A 24,735-nucleotide genomic window follows, 5' to 3' on the forward strand; every position below is an offset into this window, starting at 1 on the left:
GCGCCTTTCTATTTCAGTGGGTTCCGACAGCCTTGCCGTATATCCGCACAACATTGCGGACGGCCTCCACTATCAAGGCGTGGGGCGTCGGCTCAATCTCACCCGATGCGACCGCCGGATAAAGCGTGCCGAGATACTGGCTGATCAGCGTTTCCGGTATCTTGCGCCCTTCCAGACGTTTCAAAAGCGCGTCCACGGCAGCAGTGGCGACCGGATGCGGCCAGTAATAGCGAATACGGTCGCTATAGGAGAAATGGCGTTGCAGGCGCAGTTCCTCCGCATCGCCATGATAATATTTTTCCCAGTTCTTGGGGTCTGCCAGAAGCAGCGCTTCCATCTTGCCGCGCAGGGTTTCTTCTTCCGGGAGCTTGTCGAGGAAAGCGGCAATCTGGTCGAGACCATAAAGCGCCTCGCGCAGTGCGAAAGTCAGGCCGGGACCGACCTTCAAGATGGCGAAACCATCATCAACCAAATCGGAAAGCGCTTCCACCGGCTGGTAATCGGTCGAATGCGCCTCAAAGACGAATTGCGGCATTTCGCCGAGAACGCCACTCAGCGCGGTTGCTTTCTCGCTGTTGTAGAAGACGACATTCTCATTGCCGAATTCGACGCCGGGCTGCACCACGACGCCGATGGCGCGGGCGAATGCGTCTTCCAGCCCCAGTGCGGCGAAAGCCTTGCGGTGAATGGCGACGGTTTCAACTGCTGCGCCGGGCTTGGTCAGTTCCAGCTCTTCGATTTCTTCCATCGCGCCGCCGGGGATCGGTACTTCAGTGCCGATGATATAGACCGGCAGGTCGTATCCGGCTTCACGGGCGGCTGCTTCCGAAACTTTGGCCAGACGTGCCGCACGCTCGGCGGTCACGGCATCGGGCAATGCGACCGGCTCGCCAGCGCAACCCATCGACGTATCGAGGTGGATTTTTGTAAAGCCAGCGCGTACGAACGCGTCGATCATCACATCGGATTTCGCGAGGGCTTCCTCGGCGGGCAGGTGCTTCCACGGGTTCGGACCGAGATGGTCACCGCCCAGAATAAGCCGCTTGGTGTCGAAGCCGACCCGCGCCGCGATTTCTTCGACAAAGCGGCGGAAATCGGCAGGCGTCATGCCCGTATAGCCGCCATCCTGATTGACCTGATTGCATGTGGCCTCGATCAGAACGTCCGTATTGGTCGCAACACCTTCCAGAAGGGCGGCTTCAATGACCAGAGGATGCGCGGAGCAGATCGATGTAATGCCACCGCGAACGCCGCTGGCGTATCGTGCGGGAAGTGCGCTCAGGACTTTCGTGCTGCTCATGCTGGAACTCCGTTTTTCTGAAGGAACGCTTCGATTTCGGCCATAGTCGATGTGCCCTCCATAGGCCCTTTGACACCGACGGCGCGTGCACCGGTGGCATTAGCTATAACGAGTGCTCTTTTCGGTGCCATGTCGCGTAGCCAGCAGGTAACGAATGCTGCGCCAAAACTGTCGCCTGCGCCGGTTGGGTCGATTTCATCGACCTTGAAAGCAGGCGCGAAAACTTCGCCGGACCGGTCGAAATAGCTGGCGCCTTCCGCGCCGCGCTTGACCACAACGGCCTTGACACCCCGCGCCAGCAGCTCTTCCACGGCTGCCTTTTCCTCGGTCGCCTTAGTGAAGAGGAAAATTTCCGGGCCGCTCGGCATGAACAGGTCGGTGTTTTCCAGAGCATGGGCCAGCGCCTGACGCATGCCCGGCAATTCCAGCATTTCCTTGCGGATGTTCGGGTCGAAGGAGACTGTACCGCCCTTCGCCTTGATGCGGATTGTCGCCTCGTGGATCGCCGAGACGATGCCATCGGAGAACAGGGCCGAACCCATGATATGCAGATGATCGGCGGTCTCGATCAGCGTTTCAGCTTCTGGTGTCAGGCCGATGGCGCTGCATGCGCTGTGCTTGATGTTGAAGATGAAGTCGCGATTGCCATCCGGGCGATAGCGCACGAAGGCGCTGCCGGTGGCGGCTGTCGGATGCACGCCGATGGCCGAAACATCCACGCCGTCTTTTTGCAGGCGCTCGACATTGAGCGCGCCGAAATCGTCATTGCCGACCGCGCTGACCATGCCGCAGGGCTGGCCCATCTTGGCCGCCTGATCGATGAAGATCGCAGGCGCGCCGGAAGCGAACGGACCGATCAACGGGATGGCGGACTTGAAGCCGTTGCCGGTTTCCACGGCCATGATTTCGACGACGATCTCGCCGATGGTGATGATCTTTTTCATGTGTGGTACCGCGATTACGTGCGCATGGATTTCGAGCGCACGTCGAGCCAGACGGCGACCAGAATGACCACGCCCTTGACGATGAGCTGGTAGAAATAGGGCACCGACAGCATGTTCATGCCGTTGTTGATGACGCCGATGATGAGTGCGCCGAGAATGGTGCCGACCATGGTGCCGACGCCGCCGGCAAGCGAGGTGCCGCCAAGCACCACCGCCGCAATGGCGTCGAGTTCATAGCCCATGCCCGCATTGGTCTGCGCCGAGGACAGACGCGACGACAGGAGGATTCCGCTGATTGCTGCCATGACGCCAGAGAGCATGAAGACGATGATCTTGATGCGGTTGACGCGGATGCCGGAATAGATTGCAGCTTCCTTGTTGCCGCCCGACAGATAGATGCGGCGACCGAAGACCGTCTTCGAAAGCAGGATATAGTTGAAGATGAACAGGACGCCGACGATCCAGATGATGATCGGCAGGCCGAGCCAGCTTTCCGAGCCGATGGCAAGCCATGCATCGTTTTCGATAATTTCCGGCGCGCCATTGGTCGGCAGGCTGACCATGCCGCGGTAGATGCCCATTGTCGCAACCGTCACGATGAAGGATGGCAGCATCAGCTTTGCAGAAAGCACGCCGTTCAGCCCGCCCATAATGGCACCCGCCGCAAGGGTTAAGACCACCGTCGGCACGAAACCGAAGCCCATGGCGAAGGCTTGCGCCGCCACCATGCCGGAAACCGCGATGATGGAGCCAATCGAAAGGTCGATCTCGCCGAGCAGGATCACATAGGTCATGCCATAGGCGGCAACGGCGATCACTGCCACCTGCTGCATGATGTTCATGAAGTTGTTGAAAGCAAGAAAGCGTGGGTTCAGCACCGCAAAGACCACGCAGAGCACGGCCAACGAGATGATGATGCCACCATATTGGCGAACCAGCGAGGAGCTGAAAAGCGAACGGCGGACTTCCGCGTCGACGGCTTTCTTCTGAATATCTTGTAGGTTGCTCATGTGTGCATTCCTGCTGCGTAGCTCATGACGGTTTCGGGCGTGAGGCCATCGGCATCGACAATGGCGGCCACATGCTTGTTATGCATGACGGCCACGCGGTCGCTGAGGCCCAGCACTTCCGGCAGTTCGGAGGAAACCATCAGGATCGCCGCGCCATTGGCGGCAAGTTCACGGATGATGCGATAGATTTCGAATTTCGCGCCCACATCGACGCCGCGTGTCGGCTCATCGAGAATGAGAATGCGCGGCTTCGTCTGGAGCCATTTTGCCAGCACGATCTTTTGCTGGTTGCCACCGCTGAGCGATCCGGCAATCGTGTCGATGGATGCGGTCTTGATCGCAAGGCGCAGCACTTCCGCCTTGGCGGCAGAGCGCTCTGCCCGGGAACGCATCAGGCCGAAAGGCCCCGCAAGCTGGCCGAGCCCCACCATATTGATGTTGCGCTCAACGCTATGCGGAAGAACCAAGCCTTCTTCCTTGCGGTTCTCTGTCACGAAAGCAATGCCATTGCGAATGGCATCGGTCGGCGAGGAAAGAGTAATCACCTCCCCGTCGAGCCTGATCTCGCCCGTAGGCCGCAGCATACCGAATAAAGCCTTCATTACGTCCGAACGGCCCGAGCCGACCAGCCCGAAAAGCCCCAGAACTTCGCCGGGTTTTACGCCGATGGAAACATCGGTAAACTTGCCCGGCACGGAAAGGTTCTTCGTTTCCAGAATCGGCGAAACATTGTCCGAAGGGCGCGGCGCTTCACGCGGCGGATAAATGTCGTTCATCTCGCGACCGACCATAAGCGCGATCAGCTGCTCGATAGTCGTCTCGCTCTTTTCCGTCGTCGTTACGTATTCGCCATCGCGAACAACCGTAATGTCGTCGGAAAGCCGCATGATTTCTTCCATGCGGTGCGAAATATAGATAACGGCAGTGCCGCGAGCTTTCAGGCGCTCGATGATCGAGAACAGGATTTCCGCTTCGTTGTCGGAAAGCGATGAGGTCGGCTCGTCCAGAATAACGACGTCAGCAGGCTGGCTCAGGCCCTTGGCGATTTCAACGAGCTGGCGCTGGGCAATCGACAGGTCGCCAACTTTTGCGCGGGCATCGACGGGCAGACCAAGTTCGTGGATGAGCTTGTCTGCGGCGGCGTTGAGTTCGCGCTCCCGCACAAAACCGAAGCGGCTTGGCTCGTGATTGGCGAAAATGTTCTCGGCCACGCTTAGATTGCGCGACAGGCTCAGTTCCTGAAAGACGATGGCAATGCCATTTGCGCGGGCATCGCGCGGGTCTTTCGGCGCATAGGTTGTGCCTCTAAGCAAGATGGTACCAGAGGTTGGCTTGAAAACGCCTGCCAGAATCTTCATCAGCGTGGATTTGCCAGCGCCGTTTTCGCCAAGAAGCGTATGAACGCGGCCGCGACGCACGGTCAGGTTCATGCGCTTCAGCGCGATGACCGGGCCGAAGGATTTCGCCACGTCGCGAATTTCAAGAACCGGTTCCGATGCGGCTTTTCGTTCGGATTCGGTGGCTGTCTCGGTAACTGTCACTTTGGGGCCTCCACTCTCCGTTCTTCAGTCCCCCGGCGGGATTTTAGGATCGATCCCGAGCGAAGGCTGCAATTCAAAAGGGTTGCGGCGGCGGCAAGGCGCGTGGTGTTCGCCGCGCCGCCGCACGCAGATAGGAAACAGCGACTGGGAGGAGTGCCGCTGTTTCACGCGGTGTTACTTGGTTTCGCCGTCCTTGGTCACAATGCCTGGAACGATCGGCTGCTTGGCAGGCACTTCCTCGCCTTTGATGACTTTCGCAGCGGTTTCAACGGCAACCTTGCCCATCTGATCCGGGTACTGTGCGATAACGCCGACCATGACAGGATCGCTTTTCACAGCGTTACGGGCTTCTTCCATACCGTCGAAACCGATGACCTTGACCTGGTTTTCAAGCTTGGCCGACTTCACTGCCGAGGCAGCGGCCAAGGCGGCGTCGTCACCGAAACCGAAGATGCCGACAATATCAGGATTGGCCTGAAGAATGTTCTGTGCGGCCGAAAGAGCTTCCGAACGGGTGATGCCCGGCTGGATCGCAACGATCTTGATGTCTGGATATTTGGCGATGCCCTTTTTGAAACCTTCAATGCGATCCACCACCGACTGAACTGTTGGGTAATCGATCACGGCGACATTTCCCTTTTCGCCGATGGATTTCGCCATGAGTTCGGCAGCCTTTTCGCCGCCCGCGAAATTGTCCGTACCCACAAATGAGGTCACATCAATATTGTTGGCGGGAACATCGACGGTAATCACTTTGATGCCAGCCTTTTGGGCCTTGTTGATGGCCGCGCGAACGCCCTTGCTGTCAACCGGCGAGATGATGATGACGTCGACGCCCTTGGTGATGAAATCTTCGACATCGGCGAGCTGCTTGCTTAGATCCTGGTTGGCGATCGAGACTTCCAGCGGTACGTTCTCTGCCTGCGCTTCCTTCTTCATCGCTTCTGCGAGCGAGATGTAGAATGGATGCTGCTGGGTGAGAAGCGATGCGCCGATGCCTTCGGCAGATGCAGCGCCTGCCATCATGGCCAGAGCTATGCCGGAAAAGAGAATACGGCTGAGCGATTTGCGAAACATGATTTCCTCCGAATAACCGGCGCTCGCCGGGGCGTCCTTCTATGGGACATGAACAAGGGTTTTCCTGCTGGTTCGTCAGTTGTCGCCAACTTCAAACCTCCCGAAGGGCAGGGCCTTCAGCTCATGATTGAGCTCCCTAAGACATGCTAGAGCTTCTTCAATGTGTCAATATAAAAATTTCCACGTGTAAAAATTATAACGATTGAATCCATGCGCGCTAGCCATTGGTGAGCACGGATACAGGTGCGAAGAGGTGGGCTGGCGATCAATCAAGTGTTGAAATTTGTTGCGTCTGAACGGAAATAAATTTACGCATGAAAAGAAAAGTGGATGGCGTCGGAAAACGCCTCTATACCCAAACCGGAAAAGCACGGCATGACCGACCAGAAGATAAGGACGATGGAAGAGTTCGCAGCGGCAAGCGGATTGTCTCGTCCGACGGTCTCGAAATATTTCGACAATCCTGAAAGCGTAAAGCCGTCCACGCGTGCTCGTATCGAAAAGGCGCTGAAAGACCATAATTATCAGCCCAACATTTTTGCGGTCAGCCTCAATCGCAAGAAGCCGAAGAATATCGGCGTTATCGTTCCGCATATATCCGATCCATTCTACGCCGAGATTATTCGACAGATTGAGATGCGCTGTCTGGCGGAGGGCTATTGGACAATCGTGCTGTCGTCTCATGGAGAGAGAAAGCTTGAAGCGCGGGCGATGCGCACGTTGATGTCTCTCAAGATTGCGGGTGTCCTGATGGCTCCGCTCGGTTTCGATACGGATGAGAAGCTTCTTTCCAGCTTGTCGAACTCGACGCCCGCAGTTTTTCTGGACAGTCGCATCAGCGACGATCACCCGTTCGTCGGCACAGACAATCGCCAGAGCATAGGGAACATCACTGAATATCTCTATCGAACGGGGGAGCATCCCTGCTTTCTCGAAATGCCCGCTGTAAACCAAAACGCGCTGGAACGGCGCTCGGCCTATATCGAAACGATGGAAAGGCTTGGGGTTGAGCCTATAGTCCTTCCCATTGCCACAAAGAACTGGAACTTTGAGGAACTGGGCTATCAGGAGGCTGGCCGGATTTTTGATCGCGGTGGATTTCCAACGCGCACAGTTCTTTGTGCCAATGATCGTCTGGCCTTTGGCGTCATTTCCGCCGCGTTCGAGCGACGGCGCCATGTCGGGCGCGAGGAAGGCTGCGATCTTCGTGTCGCTGGTCACGACGACCATCCTCTCAGCCGCTTCACCTGCCCGCCACTCACCACAGTTGCGCAGGATTATCGGCAAATCGCGCAACTCGGTCTCGATATGCTGTTCTCGCGGATCAATGCGCAGGAAAGCGGGGCAGCCGTGGAGAGGGAAACCCGTCGTCTCGATAGCCATCTCATCATGCGCGGCTCTGCGTGACGCCCCTGAAAAGCCTCCTGAAAGACAGGGTATGCACAATCTTGCCATGCGCTCGCCGCAATTGACGGGCGAAAATAGGCTTGTTTTTGATCGTTTTTGCGTCTGTTGACGGCTAAAGGCGTCTTTTCTTCATTCTGCCTTAATTAAGAGTGGCGCGTTAACCAAGCTAGCCGCTTTGATATGTCCGGCGAAGGAAATGCTCCGCTGCTCCCTAGATTTTTTTCATGCTCGCCTATGTGGTTAGGTAGGCAGCATGGAGTTGTGCGGCAATCGGATTGCTGCAAGACATGCGACCCATGTCTGAAATGTCTCACAATTGGTGAGCGGCTAATCCGAACGGTTTCACTGCACGTATGACGGGATGCCGGTTATACTGGAAGGGGTAATGTCTTGCTTATCAGGTTGACTTCTATCGTTCTTTTCCTGATCGGGCTTGTGCTCGGCGGGGGAGGTATCTGGCTCGCGGCCCTCGGCGGTAGCTGGTACTATATTCTGGCGGCGGCCGGCTTCCTGCTGACCGCCATTCTGCTTTTCCGGCGTAGCGCCGCTGCATTGTGGGTCTATGCTCTTGTCATTCTGGGATCGCTTGGCTGGGCCGTTTATGAAGTCGGCTTTGACTGGTGGCAGTTGGGCGCGCGCGGCGGCGTGATAGTGCTGCTCGGCTTCTGGATGCTGACGCCCTGGATCAGGAGACCACTCAATAGCGGAGCCGGCGATAGCGGACTTCCGCTGGCTGCAGCCTCGGTGATCGCTTTGGTGGTCGCAGGTTATGCGATGACACAGGATGCCTATGATATTGCTGGAGAGCTGCCGACGGAGAAGGTGGCTGCCGTGCCTGATCTTGGCGGTAACGTTCCTGACGGCGAATGGCATCAATATGGTCGAACGCCCTATGGCCAGCGCTACTCGCCGCTGACACAGATAACGCCGGAAAATGTCTCCAAACTTCAGGTTGCCTGGCAGTATCAGACCGGCGATGTGAAGCAGCCGCAGGATGTGGCGGAAACGACCTATCAGGTTACCCCGCTCAAGATCGGGGATTCCCTTTATCTCTGCACGCCGCACAACTGGGCCATTGCTCTTGATGCCGCAACCGGCAAGGAAAAGTGGAAATTCGATCCCAAGGTTGGCTTCAATACAGATCGCCAGCACCAGACCTGCCGTGGTGTAAGCTACTGGAAGGACGCGACCGCTACCGCAGGCGCGAAATGCGCTGAGCGGGTCTACCTCCCGACGTCTGACGCAAGACTGATAGCACTCGATACGGCAACCGGAGAAATTTGCACGGATTTCGCCAATGGCGGGACGCTCGATCTCAGTCACGGCATGAAATACAATCCGGCAGGATATTATTACTCCACTTCGCCTCCTGCCGTCGTCGGAGACAAGATCATCGTTGGCGGCGCCGTCAATGACAATTACTCGACGGAAGAACAGTCTGGCGTCATTCGCGCATTCGATATCCGTACCGGTCAACTGCTATGGAACTGGGATTCGGGTAATCCAGATGTAACCACGCCGCTGCCGGAGGGCGAGCACTATACGACGAACTCTCCGAACAGTTGGTCCGTTTCAAGCGTCGATGAAAAGCTCGGACTGATTTTTGTTCCGCTTGGCAACAAGGTGCCTGACCAGCTCGGAATGGACCGAAGCGAGAGTGTGGAGAAGTTTTCCTCGTCCATCGTCGCTCTCGATGTAAACACCGGACAGGTTCGCTGGGTGCGTCAGACGGTACATCATGATCTTTGGGATATGGATGTTCCGGCACAGCCGGTCCTTCTGGAAATCAACGGGGTTCCTGCGCTGGTCGGTCCGACCAAACAGGGCGACCTTTATGTTCTGGATCGACGCACCGGTGAGCCCATCATTCCGGTCAAGGAAATTCCTGCCCCGACAGGCGCGATACCGGAGGACCATACCGCTCCCACACAGCCGATCTCGGATCTCACGTTCAGTCCGCCGCCCTTGCGCGAAAGCGACATGTGGGGCGTGACAATGTTCGATCAGCTCGCCTGTCGTATTGAGTTCCACCAACTGTTCTATGAAGGTCGGTATACTCCGCCTTCGTTACGAGGAACGATTGTCTATCCGGGCAATTTCGGTGTCTTCAACTGGGGCAGCGTGGCCGTCGATCCTGTACGGCAGGTCATGTTCGGTATGCCCACTTATCTGGCCTTCACCTCGCGTCTGGTTCCACGTGCGGATATCCCGCCAAAAGAACAGGATGAGAAGGGAAGCGAGCAGGGTTTGAACCGCAATGACGGCGCCCCCTATGGCGTGTTCATGGGGCCATTTCTCGGCCCGCTCGGCATTCCCTGCCAGACGCCGCCATGGGGTTACGTCGCTGGTGTTGACTTGCGAACTGGCAAGATTGCCTACAAGCATCGGAACGGGACAATCCGCGATATGTCACCGGTTCCGCTTCCGCTGAAGGTTGGCGTTCCAGGTATTGGCGGCCCGATGATCACGGCAGGCGGTGTCGCCTTCCTCGGCGCGGCGGTGGACGACTATCTGCGTGCCTATGATCTGACATCGGGCAAACAGCTCTGGGAAGCCAGACTCCCAGCCGGCGGTCAGTCGACGCCGATGAGCTATACGGTCGGCGACCAGCAGTTCGTTCTGATGGTTGCCGGCGGGCATGGTTCTGTTGGCACCAAGCCCGGCGATTACGTGATCGCCTATACTCTGCCCAAAGGCTGAGCTGGTGATGTGAAAGAAAAACGCCGGGAGTGATCCCGGCGTTTTATTTGCAGACCTTAAATTTTACCGTGCAGCAATTCACCTTTGCGTGGAGCCGGACGTTTGCGGCTTTCCACGCTGTTTTCTGCAAGCTGATGAATGATCGGGCAATCGGGGCGATTATCGCCGTGACAGTTCTTCGCGAGGTAACGTAACGTATCAGCCATCTCCTGGAGCTGGCGCATCTTGGCTTCGAGCTCCTCGACATGGCCGAGCGCCACCTTCTTGACGTCAGCCGATGCGCGGTTCCGGTCGCGCCAGAGTGCCAGAAGTTCCTTGATCTGTTCAACCTGAAAACCGAGATCGCGGCTGCGGCGGATGAAGCGCAGGGTTTCAACGTCTTTCTGCGTGTAGACGCGATAGCCCGAACCTGTTCTCTCGGCAGCTTCAATCAGTCCGATCGTTTCATAATGGCGGATCATCTTCGCTGATATGCCAGATGCCGCAGCTGCCTGCCCGATGTTCATCCCGTTCCTCGCTGGCTGGTCATTTGCAAGGATATAGGAATGCCGTGACGTCTTTCAAAGAGGTTTGTGCTTTCAGCCGGTCCGTCCGGCCCGTTTCAGGAGATAACGCTCAATTGCCTGAAACCCGTCAAAGATGAGTATGGCAAGTGCGGCTACGACGAGTCCTCCCTGCAAAACGAAAGCAAGATTGTTGGAAATGAGCCCGGCAATAATGACTTCTCCAAGTGTTCTTGCAGCGACGGTTGAGCCGATGGTGGCCGTTGCAAGACCGATCACGGCGGAAAGTCTGATGCCCGCCAGAATAACCGGCATGGCGAGTGGAATCTCGACTTTCACAAGCCGTTGCATGCCGGTCATCCCCATGCCGCGCGCAGCCTCGACAACTGGGGGCGGCAACGTCGTTAGTCCTGTCAGCGTATTTTCAAAGATCGGCAGCAAACCATAGAGGAAAAGTGCGATCAGGGTTGGTTTGTCGCCGAAACCGAAAACGGGCACTGCAAGTGCCAGCACTGCAACGGGGGGAAAAGTCTGGCCGATATTCACAAGACTGCGTGAGAGCGGCAGAAACTCCGCGCCCTGCTTTCTGGTAACAAAGATCGCCATCAAGACAGCCACGATCGTGGACGCAAGTGCCGCAAGAGCGACCAGCCCGAGATGCTGCAAAGTCAGCGTCACGAAACTTGCACGTTCATAGATAACGGGCACGCCCTCATTGACGAGCGGTCGAAACAACGGCTCGAAAAGATGGGGCTGCCACAGAAACAGCAGCAGAGCGCCCAGAAGCAGCGCACGCGGAACAAGGGACAGGAACAATTTCATGCCGGACGCTCTGCCTGATGCAGAAGCCTGTCGAGCGTGACTTGTCCAAGTGGTCTTCCATCCTGATCAAGAACGGGAAGGGCTTTGCGCCCTGACCACAGAAGCTCGGCAAGGGCATCGCGTTGCGATGCCGTCACCGACAATGTTTCGCCGTTGGCATCACCGGGTTGGATAACGGTCTTGAGGTCCATCAGAGAGAGAAGACGGAAAGGGCGTTCTGCCGTTCCGACAAGGCGTTCGACGAATTCGGTTGCCGGACGGGCAAGAATTTCGGCCGGTGGGCCATATTGCAGCAATTTTCCGTCGTCCATGACAGCGATACGATCACCCAGCGATATTGCTTCCTCCATATCGTGCGTGACAAGGATTATGGTCGTGCCGAGCCGCTTCTGGATCGCCTTCAGATCTTCTTGGGCCTTGGCTCGGATTACCGGGTCGAGTGCCCCGAATGGCTCATCCATGAGAAGGATGTTCGGCCCGGCAGCGAGTGCGCGTGCCACGCCGACACGTTGCTGTTGCCCGCCGGAAAGTTCGTGCGGGTAGCGGTCGCGATAGTCTGCTGGTTCAAGCTGAAAAAGGGCAAGCAGTTCGTCCACGCGTGCATCGATGCGCTGCTTTTGCCATCCGAGCAGAAGTGGAACTGTCGCTATATTCTCCGCGACGGTTCGATGCGGAAAAAGTCCGTTCTGCTGGATCACATACCCGATCCGCCGCCGCAGAACATGGCCGGGTTCGTCCATGATGCTGCGGCCATCGATGCGGATTTCTCCATCGGTCGGCTCGACCAGACGATTGACCATTCGCAACAGGGTCGTCTTGCCGGAACCCGACGTTCCGACAATGGCAGCAATGCTGTGGGGTTCGATGGTAAAGCTCACCGCGTCCACCGCTGCACGTCCGTTATAGCGCTTTGTTACATGGTCGAACTCAATCATAGGGAGCTGCCTTTCCGGGTGGTTTCTATCGCCGCATCCAGAATGACAGCAGCACCAAAGGCGAGAAGAACGGTAGGCAAGGCACCCAGCAGGACAAGATCCATTGCCGTTTGCCCAATGCCCTGGAAGACGAATGTTCCGAAGCCGCCGCCACCGATCAATGCCGCAATGGTCGTCAGGCCGATATTCTGCACCATGACGATACGTATTCCTGTGAGAATAACGGGAAAAGCGAGCGGAAACTCAGTCTTGAAGAGGCGTTGCAGGCGCGTCATGCCCATGCCGCGAGCGGCATCCGTGACCGGCTCTGGCACTTGCGCCAGCCCGGCTACGGTATTTGCCACGATGGGCAGCAGCGAATAGAGGAAAAGCGCAACGAATGCCGGGGCCGCGCCGATCCCACGGATACCGATAGCGCCCGCCCAGGGAAATTGTGTGGCGAACCAGCTAAGCGGTGCAATCAAAACACCGAACAGGGCCATGGACGGAATAGTTTGCACGATATTGAGGCTGTTGAGGACCAAAGCGCGCAGTTTCGGTAGGCGATGGCAGATAAGCCCCAGCGGAATACCCACTGCGGTGGCCGCTGCAAGCGATCCCAATGCCAGCGCTATATGCCGTTCTGCTTCGTTCCAGAAGCTGTCCGCGCGGCTTTGATATTCTTTCATGAATGAAATGCTGTCCCAGAGCCCCGAGGACAGCAGCGCGGCAAGAAGGAATGCTGCAATGACGAGCAGCCCGACCCGTAAAAGTGGGCCGGCACGCAGCCGGATCAGCCCGTCGGCGACATAAAGTGCGCTCGCAAAAAACAGCAGCCAAAAGCCGGAAGCCGGAGAGATGCGGGCATAATTGTTTCCTTCAGGCGACAAGTATGACGCGGCCAGGCCGATTGCCGTCATGACTGATGCGAGACCGAACAGAGCCGCGAAGAGCCGCAACAGATTGTTGCTGCGGACAAAGCCGATCAGCAGTCCTGCCACCACAATAGCGGCAAACGACAGCGCCAAGCCGGGTGGCAGGGCGTCAAAAAGATAACGCGGTTCGCCTTGCACAATACGGTTTGCCCGAAAGTTTGCAAATGGCAGAAGCAATCCAGACAAGCCGATTGCCACAATAACCAATCCGAGCTTGTCGATATATGCAAACAAACCCTTCGTGTCATCTGCCTGGATCGTCTGGTGTGTTGCACTCATGCCCGGTAAATACTGCGCTCTCTACTTCAGAAATCCGTTGCTTTTAAGAAAATCCTCGGCGACCGCTTTTGCCGGTTCGCCACCAAGCTGCACGCGACCGTTGAGTTCCTGAAGCGTGGTGAGGTCAAGTTTCTCGAATACCGGCTTCAGCAACTCCTCGATTTTCGGATTTTTCTTCAACACTTCCTCACGGATGATCGGCGCGGGCTGATAAACCGGCTGCACATGCTTGTCGTCTTCAAGAACGACAAGCCCGGAAGGCGCGATGCCGCCATCGGTACCGTAGACCATAGCCGCATTGGCACCGTTGGTCTGGTTCGCCGCCGCAGCAATTGTTGCGGCTGTGTCGCCGCCTGAAAGCGTGATGAGCTGGTCGGGTTTCAGCGTGAAGCTATAGGCGGTCTGGAAAGCCGGGAGCGCTGCTGCCGAGTTCACGAATTCCGAGGATGCAGCCAGAATGACCTTTCCTCCGCCTGAAATGTACTTTCCGAACTCGCTCAGGTTCGTAAGCTTGTTTTCGTCGGCAACATCCTTGCGCACTGCAATGCCCCAGGTGTTATTTGCCGGTGAGGGAGCCAGCCAGACGATCTTGTTGGCATCATAATCGAGTTGCTTTGCATTCTCGAAAGCTTTGGCCGGATCTTTCCAGAGCGGATCGTCAGCCTTGTTGAAGAAGAAGGCGGCATTGCCGGTATATTCGGGATAGATGTCGATCTCGCCGGCGGTGATCGCCTTGCGAACGACCGGCGTGGCGCCGAGCTGGATGCGATCGGTTGTCTGGATCCCATTCGCATTGAGAACGGCCAAAATGATGTTGCCGAGAACACCGCCCTCAGTGTCGATCTTGGAAGAGACGACGACCTGTGCCTGCGCGAGGCTGGAAAATTGAATGGTACCCGCAAAGAGGGCAAGCGCGACGGCACTTCCCTTGAATAGATTTCCGTACGACATGCTCTTCATCCCATCGCGCTGGTTTTTCCTTGTGAAGGTAAACTATAGCGCAGGCGGGAAAAGGAAACCGTCGTTCGACACCCCTCCTGACAGAAGGCTGGCAGGAGGGGTGGTCTCAAAAGGCAGGATCAGGCCGTAAAATCGCTTTGCGTGCCGTGTGCTTCAATGGCCTGTGCAAGACGTTGCAGCGCATGGACATAAGCTGCCGAGCGGAGCGTGACTTTATACTGCTTGGCATGGTTCCAGATGGCGCGGCCTTCCCGTTCCATGATGGTTTTCAGGCGCTCGTGGATTTCTTCAATCGTCCAGTAATAGCCCTGACGGTTCTGCACCCATTCGAAATAGGAAACTGTCACGCCACCGGCATTGGCCAGAATATCCGGCAGCACGATGACGCCGTTGTTCGCAAGAATCGTGTCTGCTTCCGGCGTAACTGGACCATTGGCAAGCTCGACAATCAGCTTGGCCTTGATGGATGCCGCATTGTCGGCGTGGATCATGTTCTCCATGGCACTTGGCACGAGGACATCGCACTCGGCTGCGAGCAGTTCATCAGGCGTGATGGCTTCATGGCCGTTCTTGCCAGCGGTAGAGACCACTGATTTGTTTTGGGCCTTCGCTTCCAGAAGAGCATCCAGATCAAGGCCGCTGGCGCAATAAACAGCGCCCGACGAATCCGATACGGCAACGATCTTGTGGCCATCGCTGGCCATCAGCTTCGCGATAAACTGACCGGCATTGCCGAAGCCCTGAACGGTGACGCGAAGCTGCGAAGCAAGTCCCAGATCTTGTGCTAGATGATGCACCAGATAAAAGCCGCCGCGTGCTGTTGCATCATTGCGCCCGAGCGAACCGCCAAGTGCCAGCGGCTTGCCGGTAATGACGGCGGGCGAAGACTGGCCGACGATCTGTGAATATTCGTCTGCCATCCAGCCCATGATCATGGAGTTGGTATAGACATCCGGTGCCGGAATGTCGCGATCCGGGCCGATAATGCCGGAGAAAGCCTGAATATAGGCGCGCGACAGACGTTCAAGTTCGGCTTTTGAAAGTTGACGTGGATCGACCTGGATAGCGCCCTTGCCGCCGCCATAAGGCAGGTTCATCACCGCGCATTTAAACGTCATCCAGAAAGCCAGCGTTTCGACTTCTTCAGCCGTTGATTCTGGATGGTAACGAATACCGCCTTTGGTTGGTCCGCGGGTGTCGTCATAGCGGCAGCGCCATGCAAGAAAGGATTTGCGTGAACCGTCATCCATGCGGATCATCAACCGCACTTTCATGGTTTCGCGGGCATATTTCAGCTTCTCGATAACATCTGGATCGATATTGATGTGGCTTGCCGCTTCGTCCAGACGGACGAGTGCGCTCTCGAGTAGATTCTCCTTAGTCACGAAATCACCTTTCTTGCGTTTCTTTTATTCTGGGCGCGATTTTGCGAAAGAATGCGTAGAGCTTTGCGCAATAAAAGAAAAGGGAAAAGGACAATAATGTTGTCCTATTTTGTGGTGGCATTTGTTGAAACTGCTTTGCCGTCGGGTTGCAGATGCAGGCCCATTGGTCTTGGGTGGACGAGATGTCGCGAAATGGTGGGCATGTCGTATTTGTGGCGTCTTTTGACGCAAGCCTGCTGTCGGGCTTGATGCGGAAATAATAGAGATATTCCTCAAAGGCTTCGCTTGCGTCGACTGGGCGCCGGCGGTCGCGAAACTGGTGGTTGTCTATGTCCCGTTTTTCTGCAGCTTCAATTATCAAGAATGCGTTTTCCGGCAATAAGAACTGGAAGCCGCAATGGCCGAATGCAGAGCCCAAGGCCGAGTATGACGTAATCATTGTCGGCGCTGGCGGGCATGGTCTGGGTGCGGCCTATTATCTGGCCAAGGAGCACGGCATCACCAATGTCGCGGTTATTGAAAAGGGCTGGCTTGGCGGCGGCAATACCGGGCGCAACACCACCATTATCCGCTCCAACTATCTCTATGATGAAAGCGCGCATCTTTATGAACATGCGATGAAGCTGTGGGAAGGCCTGAGTCAGGACCTCAACTACAATGTCATGTTCTCGCAGCGCGGCGTTATGATGCTGGCGCATACGGTTCATGATGTGCAGAGCTTCAAGCGCCATATCCATGCCAATCGCCTCAATGGCATCGACAATGAATGGCTGACCAAGGAGCAGGCAAAGGAATATTGCCCGCCGCTCGATATTTCAGCCAATGCCCGCTATCCGGTTGTTGGCGCCAGCTTGCAGCGGCGCGGCGGCGTGGCCCGCCACGACGCGGTTGCCTGGGGCTATGCGCGCGGCGCGACGGAACGTGGCGTCGATATTATCCAGAATTGCCCTGTCACAGCCATCCGCCGCGATGCATCGGGTCGTGTGACCGGCGTTGATACGCCGCGCGGTTTCATCAAGGCGAAGAAGGTGGCGGTTTCGGCTGCTGGCAGCACATCGATTGTCATGGATACGGCAGGCGTGCGTATGCCGCTTGAAAGCTTCCCGTTGCAGGCACTCGTGTCCGAGCCGGTCAAGCCGATCTTCCCTTGCGTGGTCATGTCCAACACGGTTCACGCCTATATCAGCCAGTCCGACAAGGGTGAACTGGTGATTGGTTCGGGTACTGACCAATATGTATCCTACAGCCAGCGCGGTGGTCTGCCCCTGATCGAGCACACACTGGCGGCCATCTGCGAAGTCTTCCCGATCTTCACCCGTATGCGGATGCTGCGCAAATGGGGTGGTATCGTTGATGTCACGCCGGATCGTTCGCCGATCATCGGCAAGACGCCGGTGCCGGGCCTTTATGTCAATTGCGGCTGGGGCACGGGCGGCTTCAAGGCAACACCGGGGTCGGCGCATGTTTTTGCGCATACGATTGCTCGTGACGAACCGCACTGGATCAATGCTCCTTTCACGCTGGAACGTTTCACCACCGGTCGCCTGATCGACGAAGCGGCCGCTGCTGCTGTCGCGCACTAAAAGCATTTCCAGGAAAAGTGGAAACCGGTTTTCCGTTCGGAAATGCGTTGAAAAAATAAGAGAAACACACAATGCTTCTTATCCGTTGCCCTTATTGCGAAATGGAACGTCCCGAGCTGGAATTCGCCTATGCGGGCGAAGCGCATATTGCGCGCCCTGCCGATCCATCGACGCTTTCCGATGATCAATGGCGCGATTTCCTGTTCACGCGCTCCAATCCGCGCGGCACCCATTATGAACGCTGGCGGCATATCAACGGCTGCGGACGCTTCTTTAATGCGGTGCGTGACACGGTGAGCGACAAGTTTGTCACCACCTACAAGGCGGGTGAACCCCGTCCTGCCTTGGCAGAAACTCCGGCCGCGGAGACAAAATAATGACCGATATGCGTATTCATAACAAAGGCCGTGTTAACAAGGCCAAGTCCGTTCGCTTCACCTTCAACGGCAAATCCTATTCCGGTTTTGAAGGCGATACGCTGGCATCGGCCCTGCTTGCCAATGGTGAGCATCTCGCCGGTCGTTCGTTCAAATATCACCGTCCGCGCGGCATTCTTTCCGCCGGCTCCGAAGAGCCGAATGCGTTGATGGGCGTTTCGCGCGGACCGGGCCGGTTTGAGCCCAACACCCGCGCAACGGTTCTCGAACTTTATGACGGCCTGAAGGCTGAAACCCAGAACCATTGGCCGTCGCTCAAGCACGATGTCGGCGCGATCAATGATGCGTTCTATATGTTTTTTTCGGCGGGCTTTTACTACAAGACCTTCATGTGGCCGAAAAGCTTCTGGAACAAGGTCTATGAGCCTTTTATCCGTGGCGCGGCCGGTCTTGGCAAATCGCCATCCGAGCCTGATCCCGACACCTATGCCAGCCGTTATGCTTTCTGCGATGTGCTGATCGCTGGCGGCGGACCCGCTGGTCTGGCCGCAGCGTTAGAGGCTGCAAAAAGCGGTGCCAAGGTTATCCTCGTTGACGAGCAGGCAGAATTTGGCGGCTCGCTTCTCTCAGAACCAGAGCCGGTCATCAATGGCCGTGCAAGCTGGGACTGGCTGAGCGAAACCATAGAAGCGCTCAAGGCCAATTCCAATGTCACGCTTCTGCCGCGCACAACGGCAATCGGCTATTACCACCAGAACATGGTCGGTCTTTGCGAGCGTCTGACGGATCATTTGGCGAAGCCAGCGACCAATGCGCCGCGTGAACGTATGTGGCGCGTGCGCGCAAAGCAGGTGGTGCTGGCACAGGGCGCGATTGAAAAGCCGCTGGTTTTTGCAGGCAATGACCGTCCGGGCGTGATGCTGGCTTCCGCCGCACGAACCTATCTCAATCGCTATGGCGTCAAGGTCGGCAATCAGGCTGTTGTCGTCACCTCGCATGACAGCGCATGGCTGGCGGCCTTTGATCTGGCTGTTGCTGGCGTCAAGGTTCCGGCCATCATCGATGTGCGTGAAAAGGTGGCCGACAGCCTCATCAATCGCGCAAAGATGCTTGGCATTGAAACACTGACCGGATGGACCGTGACCGATACAGGTGGACGCCATCGCGTGTCATCCGTACGCGCCAATCCGGTTTCCAATGGCGCGGTCGGTGCTGCACGCATGATTTCCTGCGATGTGCTGCTAATGTCTGGCGGCTGGAATCCGAGCGTGCATCTGTTCTCGCACACGAAAGGCTCTCTTGTCTGGGATGAGGCGCGTCAGATCTATCTGCCGGGCGAACCCACCGAGGAGAGCCGTTGTGCGGGTGCTGGCAATGGCAATTTCGACCTGCAGGCCGCTCTGCGTGAGGGGGCGGAAGCAGGCGCTGCCGCCGCCAGAGATGCGGGACACAAGGCCAAGGCATCTGAATATGCGGTCGCCGGTGATTTCGTTTGCTATGGCGTGAGCTGCCGTGAGTTGCCGACCGATCGCGATCCGGGCAAGGCCAAGGCTTTCATCGATTTCCAGAATGATGTGACCGCCAAGGATATTCGTCTGGCCGTGCGCGAGGGCTTCCACTCCATCGAGCACGTCAAGCGCTATACCACCAACGGTATGGCGACCGATCAGGGCAAAACCTCGAACATCAACGGTCTGGCCGTTGCAGCGGATGCGTTGAAACGGCCCACGCCGCAGGTGGGGCTCACCACTTTCCGCCCGCCTTATATGCCGACAACCTTCGGGGCCTTCTGCGGTTATAATCGTGGAAAGCTGTTTGATGTCACGCGCAAGACGCCAATTGATAGCTGGGCCGAACAGCATGGCGCCGCTTTTGAGCCTGTCTCGCTTTGGCGCCGCGCATGGTATTTTCCGAAAGCCGGTGAGGATATGCATCAGGCTGTGGCGCGTGAATGTCGTGCTACGCGTGAATCATTGGGTATGTTTGACGCTTCCACGTTGGGTAAGATCGAAGTGGTCGGCCCCGATGCGGCAGAATTCATGAACCGGATGTACACCAACCCATGGACGAAGCTTGGTGTCGGGCGCTGCCGCTACGGTCTGCTGCTTGGCGAAGACGGCTTTATCCGCGATGACGGTGTGGTCGGTCGCCTCACGCAGGACCGCTTCCATGTGACCACCACGACTGGCGGTGCCGCGCGTGTTCTCAACATGATGGAAGACTATCTCCAGACCGAATGGCCGGAACTGAAAGTTTCGTTGACCTCGACCACCGAACAATGGGCCGTGGTGGCGATCAACGGTCCGAATGCGCGCAAGCTCATTGAGCCGATGGTGGAAGGTCTGGACATTTCCGATGAGGCTTTCCCGCATATGTCGGTTGCGGAATGCAAATTCCTTGGCGTGCCGGCGCGTCTCTTCCGCATGAGCTTCACGGGCGAGCTGGGCTATGAAATCAATGTGCCCGCTCGTTATGGTCTCTCACTCTGGAAGGCGCTTTACGAGGCCGGTCAGCAATATCACATCACGCCGTATGGCACCGAAGCCATGCATGTTCTGCGTGCTGAAAAAGGCTATATTATTGTCGGTCAGGATACTGACGGTACGGTCACGCCGGATGATGCAAGCCTTGGCTGGGCGATTGGTAAGCAGAAGCCGGATTTCGTCGGCAAGCGTTCGCTGACACGTCCCGATATGCTGAAAAAGGATCGCAAGCATCTGGTCGGGCTTCTGACCAAAGACCCGAAGCTGGTGCTGGAAGAAGGTGCGCAGATTGTCGCCGACCCAAAGCAGGCCTTGCCGATGACCATGCTTGGCCATGTCACCTCGTCTTATTGGAGCGAGGCGCTTGGCCGGTCTATCGCCATGGCACTGGTGTCAGGCGGCAAGGATCGTATGGGGGAAACGCTTTATATGCCGATGCCGGATGGCAGCGTGCACGAGGCGGTTGTTTCGGGCATGGTTTTCTATGATCCCGAAGGCAAGAAACTGAACGGATAAGGATTGAACCATGCTTGTTGAGACAAAACCTTATTCGAACCGTAAGGTCGTGATTCCGGGTCGTCTGGAAATCCATGCAGCCGACGACACAGCGCGCTTCATCTTGCGCATTGCGCCGGCAAAGCTCGCTTTGGCGGAAGCGGCTCTGGGCGCAAAAATCCCGGCTAGGATCGGCGATCTTAACCGTTCTAATGATATTGCGGTTGCCTGCATCGGGCCGGATGAATGGTATATCTGGGCCGAGGAAGCCAGGGGTGCCGCCATCCTACAGGCTTTCGCCAAGCTCTATGAAACCGAGCCGCACAGCTTGACGGAAGTAAGCCATCGCGAAACCGGCATCGACATTTCCGGCCCAAAGACGGAATGGCTGTTGAATGCCGCATCCCCGCTTGACCTTTCGCAGATGAAGTCTCCCGGTGCTGCCCGCACGATCTTTGATCATGCCCAGATCATTCTATTGAAGTGGGATGCCGACCATTACCGGATCGAAGTGTGGAACTCATTCGCCGATCACGTCTGGACCTTGCTGGAAGTGGCAAGCAACGAAGTCTAACACGCAAGCCCAGAGCGTGTCGCGCTTAATCCTACCCATAGCGCTCGCTCTAGGTTCTTTTCATTGTCTCATGTTCGCGAACGCTCAATGAGTCCATTTAGCTGCGACATGCTTTATTTATCAAATCGGGACTGAGAACGCCGCCCAATCGGGCGGCGTTTTCGCGTTCTGAGCCCAATTTCAGCCTTGCCTTCCATTAATCCATATGTGAAGACTGTATTCACATAAGAAATTCACGAGGAGGGAATTTTCCGATGCCGGAAAGCGAACTGCCGCTGAGCGGGCTGGTCGTTGTTGATATGAGCCAGTTCCTGTCGGGGCCTTATTGCTCGTTGCGCCTGATGGATCTGGGTGCGCGGGTCATCAAGATTGAGCGGCCCGATGGCGGCGATCTCTCGCGCAGGCTTTATCTGAGCGATACGGAAATCGGCGGCGATTCCACGATTTTTCATGCAATCAATCGCGGCAAGGACAGCCTTGCCATCGACCTGAAAAACCCTGACGATCTGGCGGCGCTGAAAAAACTTCTCGCTCAGGCCGACGTGTTGATTCAGAACTTCCGTCCCGGTGTCATCCAGCGTCTTGGTCTTGATTACGACGCCGTTCAGCAAATCAATCCGCGCCTCGTCTATGCATCGATCAGCGGCTATGGCGAGGAGGGGCCATGGGTCGGCCGTCCGGGGCAGGATCTGCTGGCACAGGCGCGCTCCGGCCTCATGTGGCTCAATGGTGATGAAGGGCAGGGGCCGGTGCCATTTGGTCTCGCCGTTGCCGATATGCTGGCAGGCGCGGCAGCAGCGCAGGGTATTCTTGCAGCACTGGTTCGCCGGGGTGTGACGGGCAAGGGCGCGCATGTGGAAACCAGTCTTCTTGAAGCGCTGGTCGATTTCCAGTTTGAGGTGCTGACCACGCATCTCAACGACGGGCGCCGTTTGCCAAAACGTTCGGATTTCCGCAGTGCCCATGCCTATCTTGCAGCACCCTATGGCGTTTATCCGGCAGCGGACGGTTATCTGGCGATTGCCATGATGCCGATTGCGAAACTGGCAGCATTGCTTGAAACCGACACGCTGGCACCTTTTGCGGATGATCCGAAAACAGCCTTTGCCAAGCGTGATGAGATCAAGCGGCTGATCGCTGAGCGCATTGCCGAGAAAACTGTCGATGAATGGCTCGCCATTCTGGAGCCTGCCGATATCTGGTGCGCCCGCGTTCTCAATTGGGAAGAGCTTCTTTCGAGCGAAGGCTTCTCGGTTCTCGATATGCTTCAGACGGTGACACGTGAAGATGATGTTTCCATCACCACCACGCGTTCACCGCTGCGTATCAACGGACAGCGCCCGAAGGTGGCACGCGCCGCACCGCGCATTGGCGAAAACAGCGTTCAGATTCGCGAGGAGTTCGGACTATGAGCACGATCAGGCTTAAGGGCATGACCTGGAGCCATCCGCGCGGCTATGACCCGATGGTTGCGGCCGCCGAACAATGGCTCAAGCAGAAGAACGTCGAGATCGAATGGGAAAAGCGCTCGCTCCAGGATTTTGAAACCTTTCCAGTCGAGGAATTGGCGCGCAATTTCGATATGATCGTGATTGATCATCCGCATGTAGGACAGATCACCAAGGAAGGCTGTCTGTTGCCGCTTGACGTGGCGGGTCGTGAGATCGAACTCAAGGCGCTTGCCGATGGTTCGGTTGGACAATCTTTCCCGAGTTATAACTGGCGGGGGCGGCAATGGGCATTTCCGCTGGATGCCGCGACGCAAGTTCAGGCATGGCGTCCCGATCTGATGGATATGCCTGCAACTTCGTGGGCTGAAGTGCTGCGTCTTGCCCGTGCCGGGAAAGTTCTGCTGCCACTGCGCTCGCCCCATTCGCTGATGAGTTTCTACACACTCGCCGCCAATAACGGTACGCCTTGCTCGGTGGAAGGAGAGCTGATCTTAGTTGAGGATGGCTCACAGGCTTTCGAGCAGTTGCGTGAGCTTGCGTCATTGGTGAAGCCCGAATGTTTTAGCATGGACCCGATTGCCGTGTTTGAGGAAATGGCAAAGCCTGAATCCGGGATTGCCTGTTCGCCGTTGATTTACGGCTATGTGAACTATGCCATGCCCGGTTTCCGTGATCGCCTGATCCGCTTTGCCGATATTCCATTAGGTCCGGCGGGTTTTGCCGGGTCGGCTCTGGGCGGTACGGGCATTGCTGTTTCAACCTTCAGCAAACACCCGCAAGCGGCTATCGACTTTGCTTATTGGGTTGCAGGCGGGGATGTGCAGAAGGGGCTTTATGCGGCGTCCAATGGTCAGCCGGGACACGCGGCAGCCTGGGAAGACGACGGTGTGAATGCGGTGACGTCTGACTTCTATCGCGACACGCGCGCGACGTTGGAAGGCGCATGGGTGCGTCCCCGTCACGATGGCTATATGCCGTTTCAGGAAGCGGCCTCCGAGCGCATCAACAAGGGCTTGCTGGACAATGAGAAGGCAGAAAATGTCGTGGCCGACCTCAATCGGCTTTTCCGCGAAAGCTTCTGATTTATATGGAAAGGCTGGCGGCTTGCCGCCAGCCTGATCAATGTCAAAGTTTCCAAAGACGCGTTGCATTCTCGGAAAGAAGCAGCGCTCTTTCATCTTCGCTGCACCCTTCAAGAAGTGCGTGGGTTGTCGCCACCCATGTCGAAAGCCCGGCATCTACATTGCTTGCTAGTGTGCAGACCGGCCAGTCGCTTCCCCACACAATGCGTTCCCAGCCGAATGAGTGAATAACATGCTCCACATAAGGGCGCACGGTGTCGACGGTCCAGTTTTCAGGATTGGCATAGGCAACCACACCGGAAATCTTTGCCGTTACATTGTCGCGCCGCGAAACTTTGGTAATGCCCATCTTCCAGCTTTCCAATGCGCCTGACTTGATGTCGGGTACGCCGCAGTGATCGAGCACGAATTGCACGTGCGGGGCGAGATCGGCAAGTGCCGTCACCTTGTCGATCTGGTGTGGAAGTGTGCAGAGATCAAAGGTCAGGCCGGTGCCTTCCAGCCGTTTGATATTTTCCCGAAACAACGCGCCTTCTGAAAGTTCATCCGGTACGACGTGCAGCACACGGCGAAAGCCTTTGACGAAAGGATTGCTGCGGCTTTGTTCCAGATATGCGGCAAATCCCGGCTCTTCCGGGCGACAGGAAGCAATGGCACCCTTGATAAAACCGCCCGATCTTCTGGAAATCTCCTGAATGTGGTCCGTTTCAGCCTGAATGGCATCGGTTGCCACATCCACTTCCATATGCAGCGCTGCGTTAATGCCACAGCGTTCAGCCTGTTGTCTGTAGGTCTCAAACAGAAAGTCACGGTTGAGTGCCGGAACGCCGTCAAGCCATGGATAATTGAGCGCGCTTTTGTCGATCAGGTGCAGATGGGTGTCTATAATCATGAATTTCTCCTCGTCTTGATA

The 24,735-nt window shown here is 56.7% G+C and carries 20 protein-coding genes; 8 read left to right on the top strand and 12 right to left on the bottom strand.

Annotation, left to right across the window (positions count from 1 at the left end):
- Positions 1–13: 13 nt before the first annotated feature.
- From FJQ48_RS00445 to FJQ48_RS00465, 5 genes are all read right to left on the bottom strand, one after another.
- Complete coding sequence (locus FJQ48_RS00445) at positions 14–1,300, bottom strand: D-tagatose-bisphosphate aldolase, class II, non-catalytic subunit (RefSeq protein ID WP_139973256.1); 1,287 nt, start codon at positions 1,298–1,300, stop codon at positions 14–16.
- Positions 1,297–2,244 (bottom strand): sugar kinase, encoded by a 948-nt coding sequence (locus FJQ48_RS00450; RefSeq protein WP_139973257.1) that lies wholly within the window; start codon positions 2,242–2,244, stop codon positions 1,297–1,299. Before FJQ48_RS00450 ends, FJQ48_RS00445 begins: the two co-directional genes overlap by 4 nt.
- 14 nt (positions 2,245–2,258) lie before the next feature.
- Entirely contained in the window at positions 2,259–3,254 is a 996-nt protein-coding gene (locus tag FJQ48_RS00455) for a ribose ABC transporter permease (RefSeq protein WP_247870273.1), read from the bottom strand.
- Positions 3,251–4,795 (bottom strand): sugar ABC transporter ATP-binding protein, encoded by a 1,545-nt coding sequence (locus tag FJQ48_RS00460; RefSeq protein ID WP_139973258.1) that lies wholly within the window; start codon positions 4,793–4,795, stop codon positions 3,251–3,253. Before FJQ48_RS00460 ends, FJQ48_RS00455 begins: the two co-directional genes overlap by 4 nt.
- 174 nt (positions 4,796–4,969) lie before the next feature.
- The gene (locus tag FJQ48_RS00465) at positions 4,970–5,872 is read right to left on the bottom strand and encodes a substrate-binding domain-containing protein (protein ID WP_139973259.1); all 903 of its coding nucleotides are present in this window, start codon (positions 5,870–5,872) and stop codon (positions 4,970–4,972) included.
- 375 nt (positions 5,873–6,247) lie between these two features.
- Here FJQ48_RS00465 and FJQ48_RS00470 point away from each other — a divergent pair, with 375 nt between their 5' ends.
- Both FJQ48_RS00470 and FJQ48_RS00475 read left to right on the top strand, forming a co-directional pair.
- Complete coding sequence (locus tag FJQ48_RS00470) at positions 6,248–7,279, top strand: LacI family DNA-binding transcriptional regulator (RefSeq protein ID WP_139973582.1); 1,032 nt, start codon at positions 6,248–6,250, stop codon at positions 7,277–7,279.
- Between the two features lie 390 nt (positions 7,280–7,669).
- Positions 7,670–9,979: a glucose/quinate/shikimate family membrane-bound PQQ-dependent dehydrogenase gene (locus FJQ48_RS00475; protein ID WP_139973260.1), complete on the top strand. Its 2,310-nt coding sequence runs from the start codon at positions 7,670–7,672 to the stop codon at positions 9,977–9,979.
- 56 nt (positions 9,980–10,035) lie between these two features.
- Here FJQ48_RS00475 and cueR read toward each other — a convergent pair whose 3' ends face one another.
- The 6 genes from cueR to FJQ48_RS00505 form a co-directional block, all read right to left on the bottom strand.
- On the bottom strand, positions 10,036–10,485 hold the full coding sequence (cueR, locus tag FJQ48_RS00480; protein ID WP_139973261.1) for a Cu(I)-responsive transcriptional regulator: 450 nt from the start codon (positions 10,483–10,485) through the stop codon (positions 10,036–10,038).
- A 72-nt stretch (positions 10,486–10,557) separates the two neighbouring features.
- Positions 10,558–11,304 carry an ABC transporter permease gene (locus FJQ48_RS00485; RefSeq protein ID WP_139973262.1) on the bottom strand — a complete coding sequence of 249 codons (747 nt, stop codon included), beginning with the start codon at positions 11,302–11,304 and terminating at the stop codon, positions 10,558–10,560.
- The gene (locus FJQ48_RS00490; RefSeq protein ID WP_139973263.1) at positions 11,301–12,239 is read right to left on the bottom strand and encodes an ABC transporter ATP-binding protein; all 939 of its coding nucleotides are present in this window, start codon (positions 12,237–12,239) and stop codon (positions 11,301–11,303) included. The genes FJQ48_RS00485 and FJQ48_RS00490 overlap by 4 nt, the downstream gene beginning before the upstream one ends.
- Entirely contained in the window at positions 12,236–13,432 is a 1,197-nt protein-coding gene (locus tag FJQ48_RS00495) for an ABC transporter permease (RefSeq protein ID WP_139973264.1), read from the bottom strand. The genes FJQ48_RS00490 and FJQ48_RS00495 overlap by 4 nt, the downstream gene beginning before the upstream one ends.
- 21 nt (positions 13,433–13,453) lie before the next feature.
- A complete protein-coding gene (locus FJQ48_RS00500) occupies positions 13,454–14,383 on the bottom strand; it encodes an ABC transporter substrate-binding protein (protein WP_139973265.1) in 930 nt (309 codons plus the stop codon).
- Between the two features lie 128 nt (positions 14,384–14,511).
- Complete coding sequence (locus FJQ48_RS00505) at positions 14,512–15,777, bottom strand: Glu/Leu/Phe/Val dehydrogenase (protein WP_139973266.1); 1,266 nt, start codon at positions 15,775–15,777, stop codon at positions 14,512–14,514.
- Between the two features lie 329 nt (positions 15,778–16,106).
- On the opposite strand from FJQ48_RS00505, the gene FJQ48_RS00515 reads away from it, so the two are divergent.
- The 6 genes from FJQ48_RS00515 (at position 16,107) to FJQ48_RS00540 (ending at position 23,822) form a co-directional block, all read left to right on the top strand.
- A complete protein-coding gene (locus tag FJQ48_RS00515; protein ID WP_139973267.1) occupies positions 16,107–17,360 on the top strand; it encodes a sarcosine oxidase subunit beta family protein in 1,254 nt (417 codons plus the stop codon).
- Positions 17,361–17,431: 71 nt separating this feature from the next.
- The gene (locus FJQ48_RS00520) at positions 17,432–17,737 is read left to right on the top strand and encodes a sarcosine oxidase subunit delta (RefSeq protein WP_139973268.1); all 306 of its coding nucleotides are present in this window, start codon (positions 17,432–17,434) and stop codon (positions 17,735–17,737) included.
- On the top strand, positions 17,737–20,736 hold the full coding sequence (locus FJQ48_RS00525) for a sarcosine oxidase subunit alpha (RefSeq protein WP_139973269.1): 3,000 nt from the start codon (positions 17,737–17,739) through the stop codon (positions 20,734–20,736). The genes FJQ48_RS00520 and FJQ48_RS00525 overlap by 1 nt, the downstream gene beginning before the upstream one ends.
- Before the next feature lie 10 nt (positions 20,737–20,746).
- A complete protein-coding gene (locus FJQ48_RS00530; RefSeq protein ID WP_139973270.1) occupies positions 20,747–21,289 on the top strand; it encodes a sarcosine oxidase subunit gamma in 543 nt (180 codons plus the stop codon).
- A gap of 254 nt (positions 21,290–21,543) precedes the next feature.
- Complete coding sequence (locus FJQ48_RS00535) at positions 21,544–22,701, top strand: CaiB/BaiF CoA-transferase family protein (protein WP_139973271.1); 1,158 nt, start codon at positions 21,544–21,546, stop codon at positions 22,699–22,701.
- On the top strand, positions 22,698–23,822 hold the full coding sequence (locus FJQ48_RS00540) for an extracellular solute-binding protein (RefSeq protein ID WP_139973272.1): 1,125 nt from the start codon (positions 22,698–22,700) through the stop codon (positions 23,820–23,822). Before FJQ48_RS00535 ends, FJQ48_RS00540 begins: the two co-directional genes overlap by 4 nt.
- A gap of 43 nt (positions 23,823–23,865) precedes the next feature.
- Here FJQ48_RS00540 and FJQ48_RS00545 read toward each other — a convergent pair whose 3' ends face one another.
- The gene (locus tag FJQ48_RS00545) at positions 23,866–24,714 is read right to left on the bottom strand and encodes an amidohydrolase (RefSeq protein WP_139973273.1); all 849 of its coding nucleotides are present in this window, start codon (positions 24,712–24,714) and stop codon (positions 23,866–23,868) included.
- Positions 24,715–24,735 lie beyond the last annotated feature (21 nt).

Source organism: Ochrobactrum sp. CGA5 (assembly GCF_006345815.1).
Taxonomy (GTDB): domain Bacteria; phylum Pseudomonadota; class Alphaproteobacteria; order Rhizobiales; family Rhizobiaceae; genus Brucella.

Excerpts from the sequence above, each read along its gene's own strand:
- FJQ48_RS00445 (WP_139973256.1), bottom strand. The coding sequence starts at position 1,300 with ATGAGCAGCACGAAAGTCCTGAGCGCACTTCCCGCACGATACGCCAGC.
- FJQ48_RS00450 (WP_139973257.1), bottom strand. The coding sequence starts at position 2,244 with ATGAAAAAGATCATCACCATCGGCGAGATCGTCGTCGAAATCATGGCC.
- FJQ48_RS00455 (WP_247870273.1), bottom strand. The coding sequence starts at position 3,254 with ATGAGCAACCTACAAGATATTCAGAAGAAAGCCGTCGACGCGGAAGTC.
- FJQ48_RS00465 (WP_139973259.1), bottom strand. The coding sequence starts at position 5,872 with ATGTTTCGCAAATCGCTCAGCCGTATTCTCTTTTCCGGCATAGCTCTG.
- FJQ48_RS00470 (WP_139973582.1), top strand. The coding sequence starts at position 6,248 with ATGACCGACCAGAAGATAAGGACGATGGAAGAGTTCGCAGCGGCAAGC.
- cueR (WP_139973261.1), bottom strand. The coding sequence starts at position 10,485 with ATGAACATCGGGCAGGCAGCTGCGGCATCTGGCATATCAGCGAAGATG.
- FJQ48_RS00485 (WP_139973262.1), bottom strand. The coding sequence starts at position 11,304 with ATGAAATTGTTCCTGTCCCTTGTTCCGCGTGCGCTGCTTCTGGGCGCT.
- FJQ48_RS00490 (WP_139973263.1), bottom strand. The coding sequence starts at position 12,239 with ATGATTGAGTTCGACCATGTAACAAAGCGCTATAACGGACGTGCAGCG.
- FJQ48_RS00495 (WP_139973264.1), bottom strand. The coding sequence starts at position 13,432 with ATGAGTGCAACACACCAGACGATCCAGGCAGATGACACGAAGGGTTTG.
- FJQ48_RS00500 (WP_139973265.1), bottom strand. The coding sequence starts at position 14,383 with ATGTCGTACGGAAATCTATTCAAGGGAAGTGCCGTCGCGCTTGCCCTC.
- FJQ48_RS00515 (WP_139973267.1), top strand. The coding sequence starts at position 16,107 with ATGTCCCGTTTTTCTGCAGCTTCAATTATCAAGAATGCGTTTTCCGGC.
- FJQ48_RS00520 (WP_139973268.1), top strand. The coding sequence starts at position 17,432 with ATGCTTCTTATCCGTTGCCCTTATTGCGAAATGGAACGTCCCGAGCTG.
- FJQ48_RS00525 (WP_139973269.1), top strand. The coding sequence starts at position 17,737 with ATGACCGATATGCGTATTCATAACAAAGGCCGTGTTAACAAGGCCAAG.
- FJQ48_RS00530 (WP_139973270.1), top strand. The coding sequence starts at position 20,747 with ATGCTTGTTGAGACAAAACCTTATTCGAACCGTAAGGTCGTGATTCCG.
- FJQ48_RS00535 (WP_139973271.1), top strand. The coding sequence starts at position 21,544 with ATGCCGGAAAGCGAACTGCCGCTGAGCGGGCTGGTCGTTGTTGATATG.
- FJQ48_RS00540 (WP_139973272.1), top strand. The coding sequence starts at position 22,698 with ATGAGCACGATCAGGCTTAAGGGCATGACCTGGAGCCATCCGCGCGGC.
- FJQ48_RS00545 (WP_139973273.1), bottom strand. The coding sequence starts at position 24,714 with ATGATTATAGACACCCATCTGCACCTGATCGACAAAAGCGCGCTCAAT.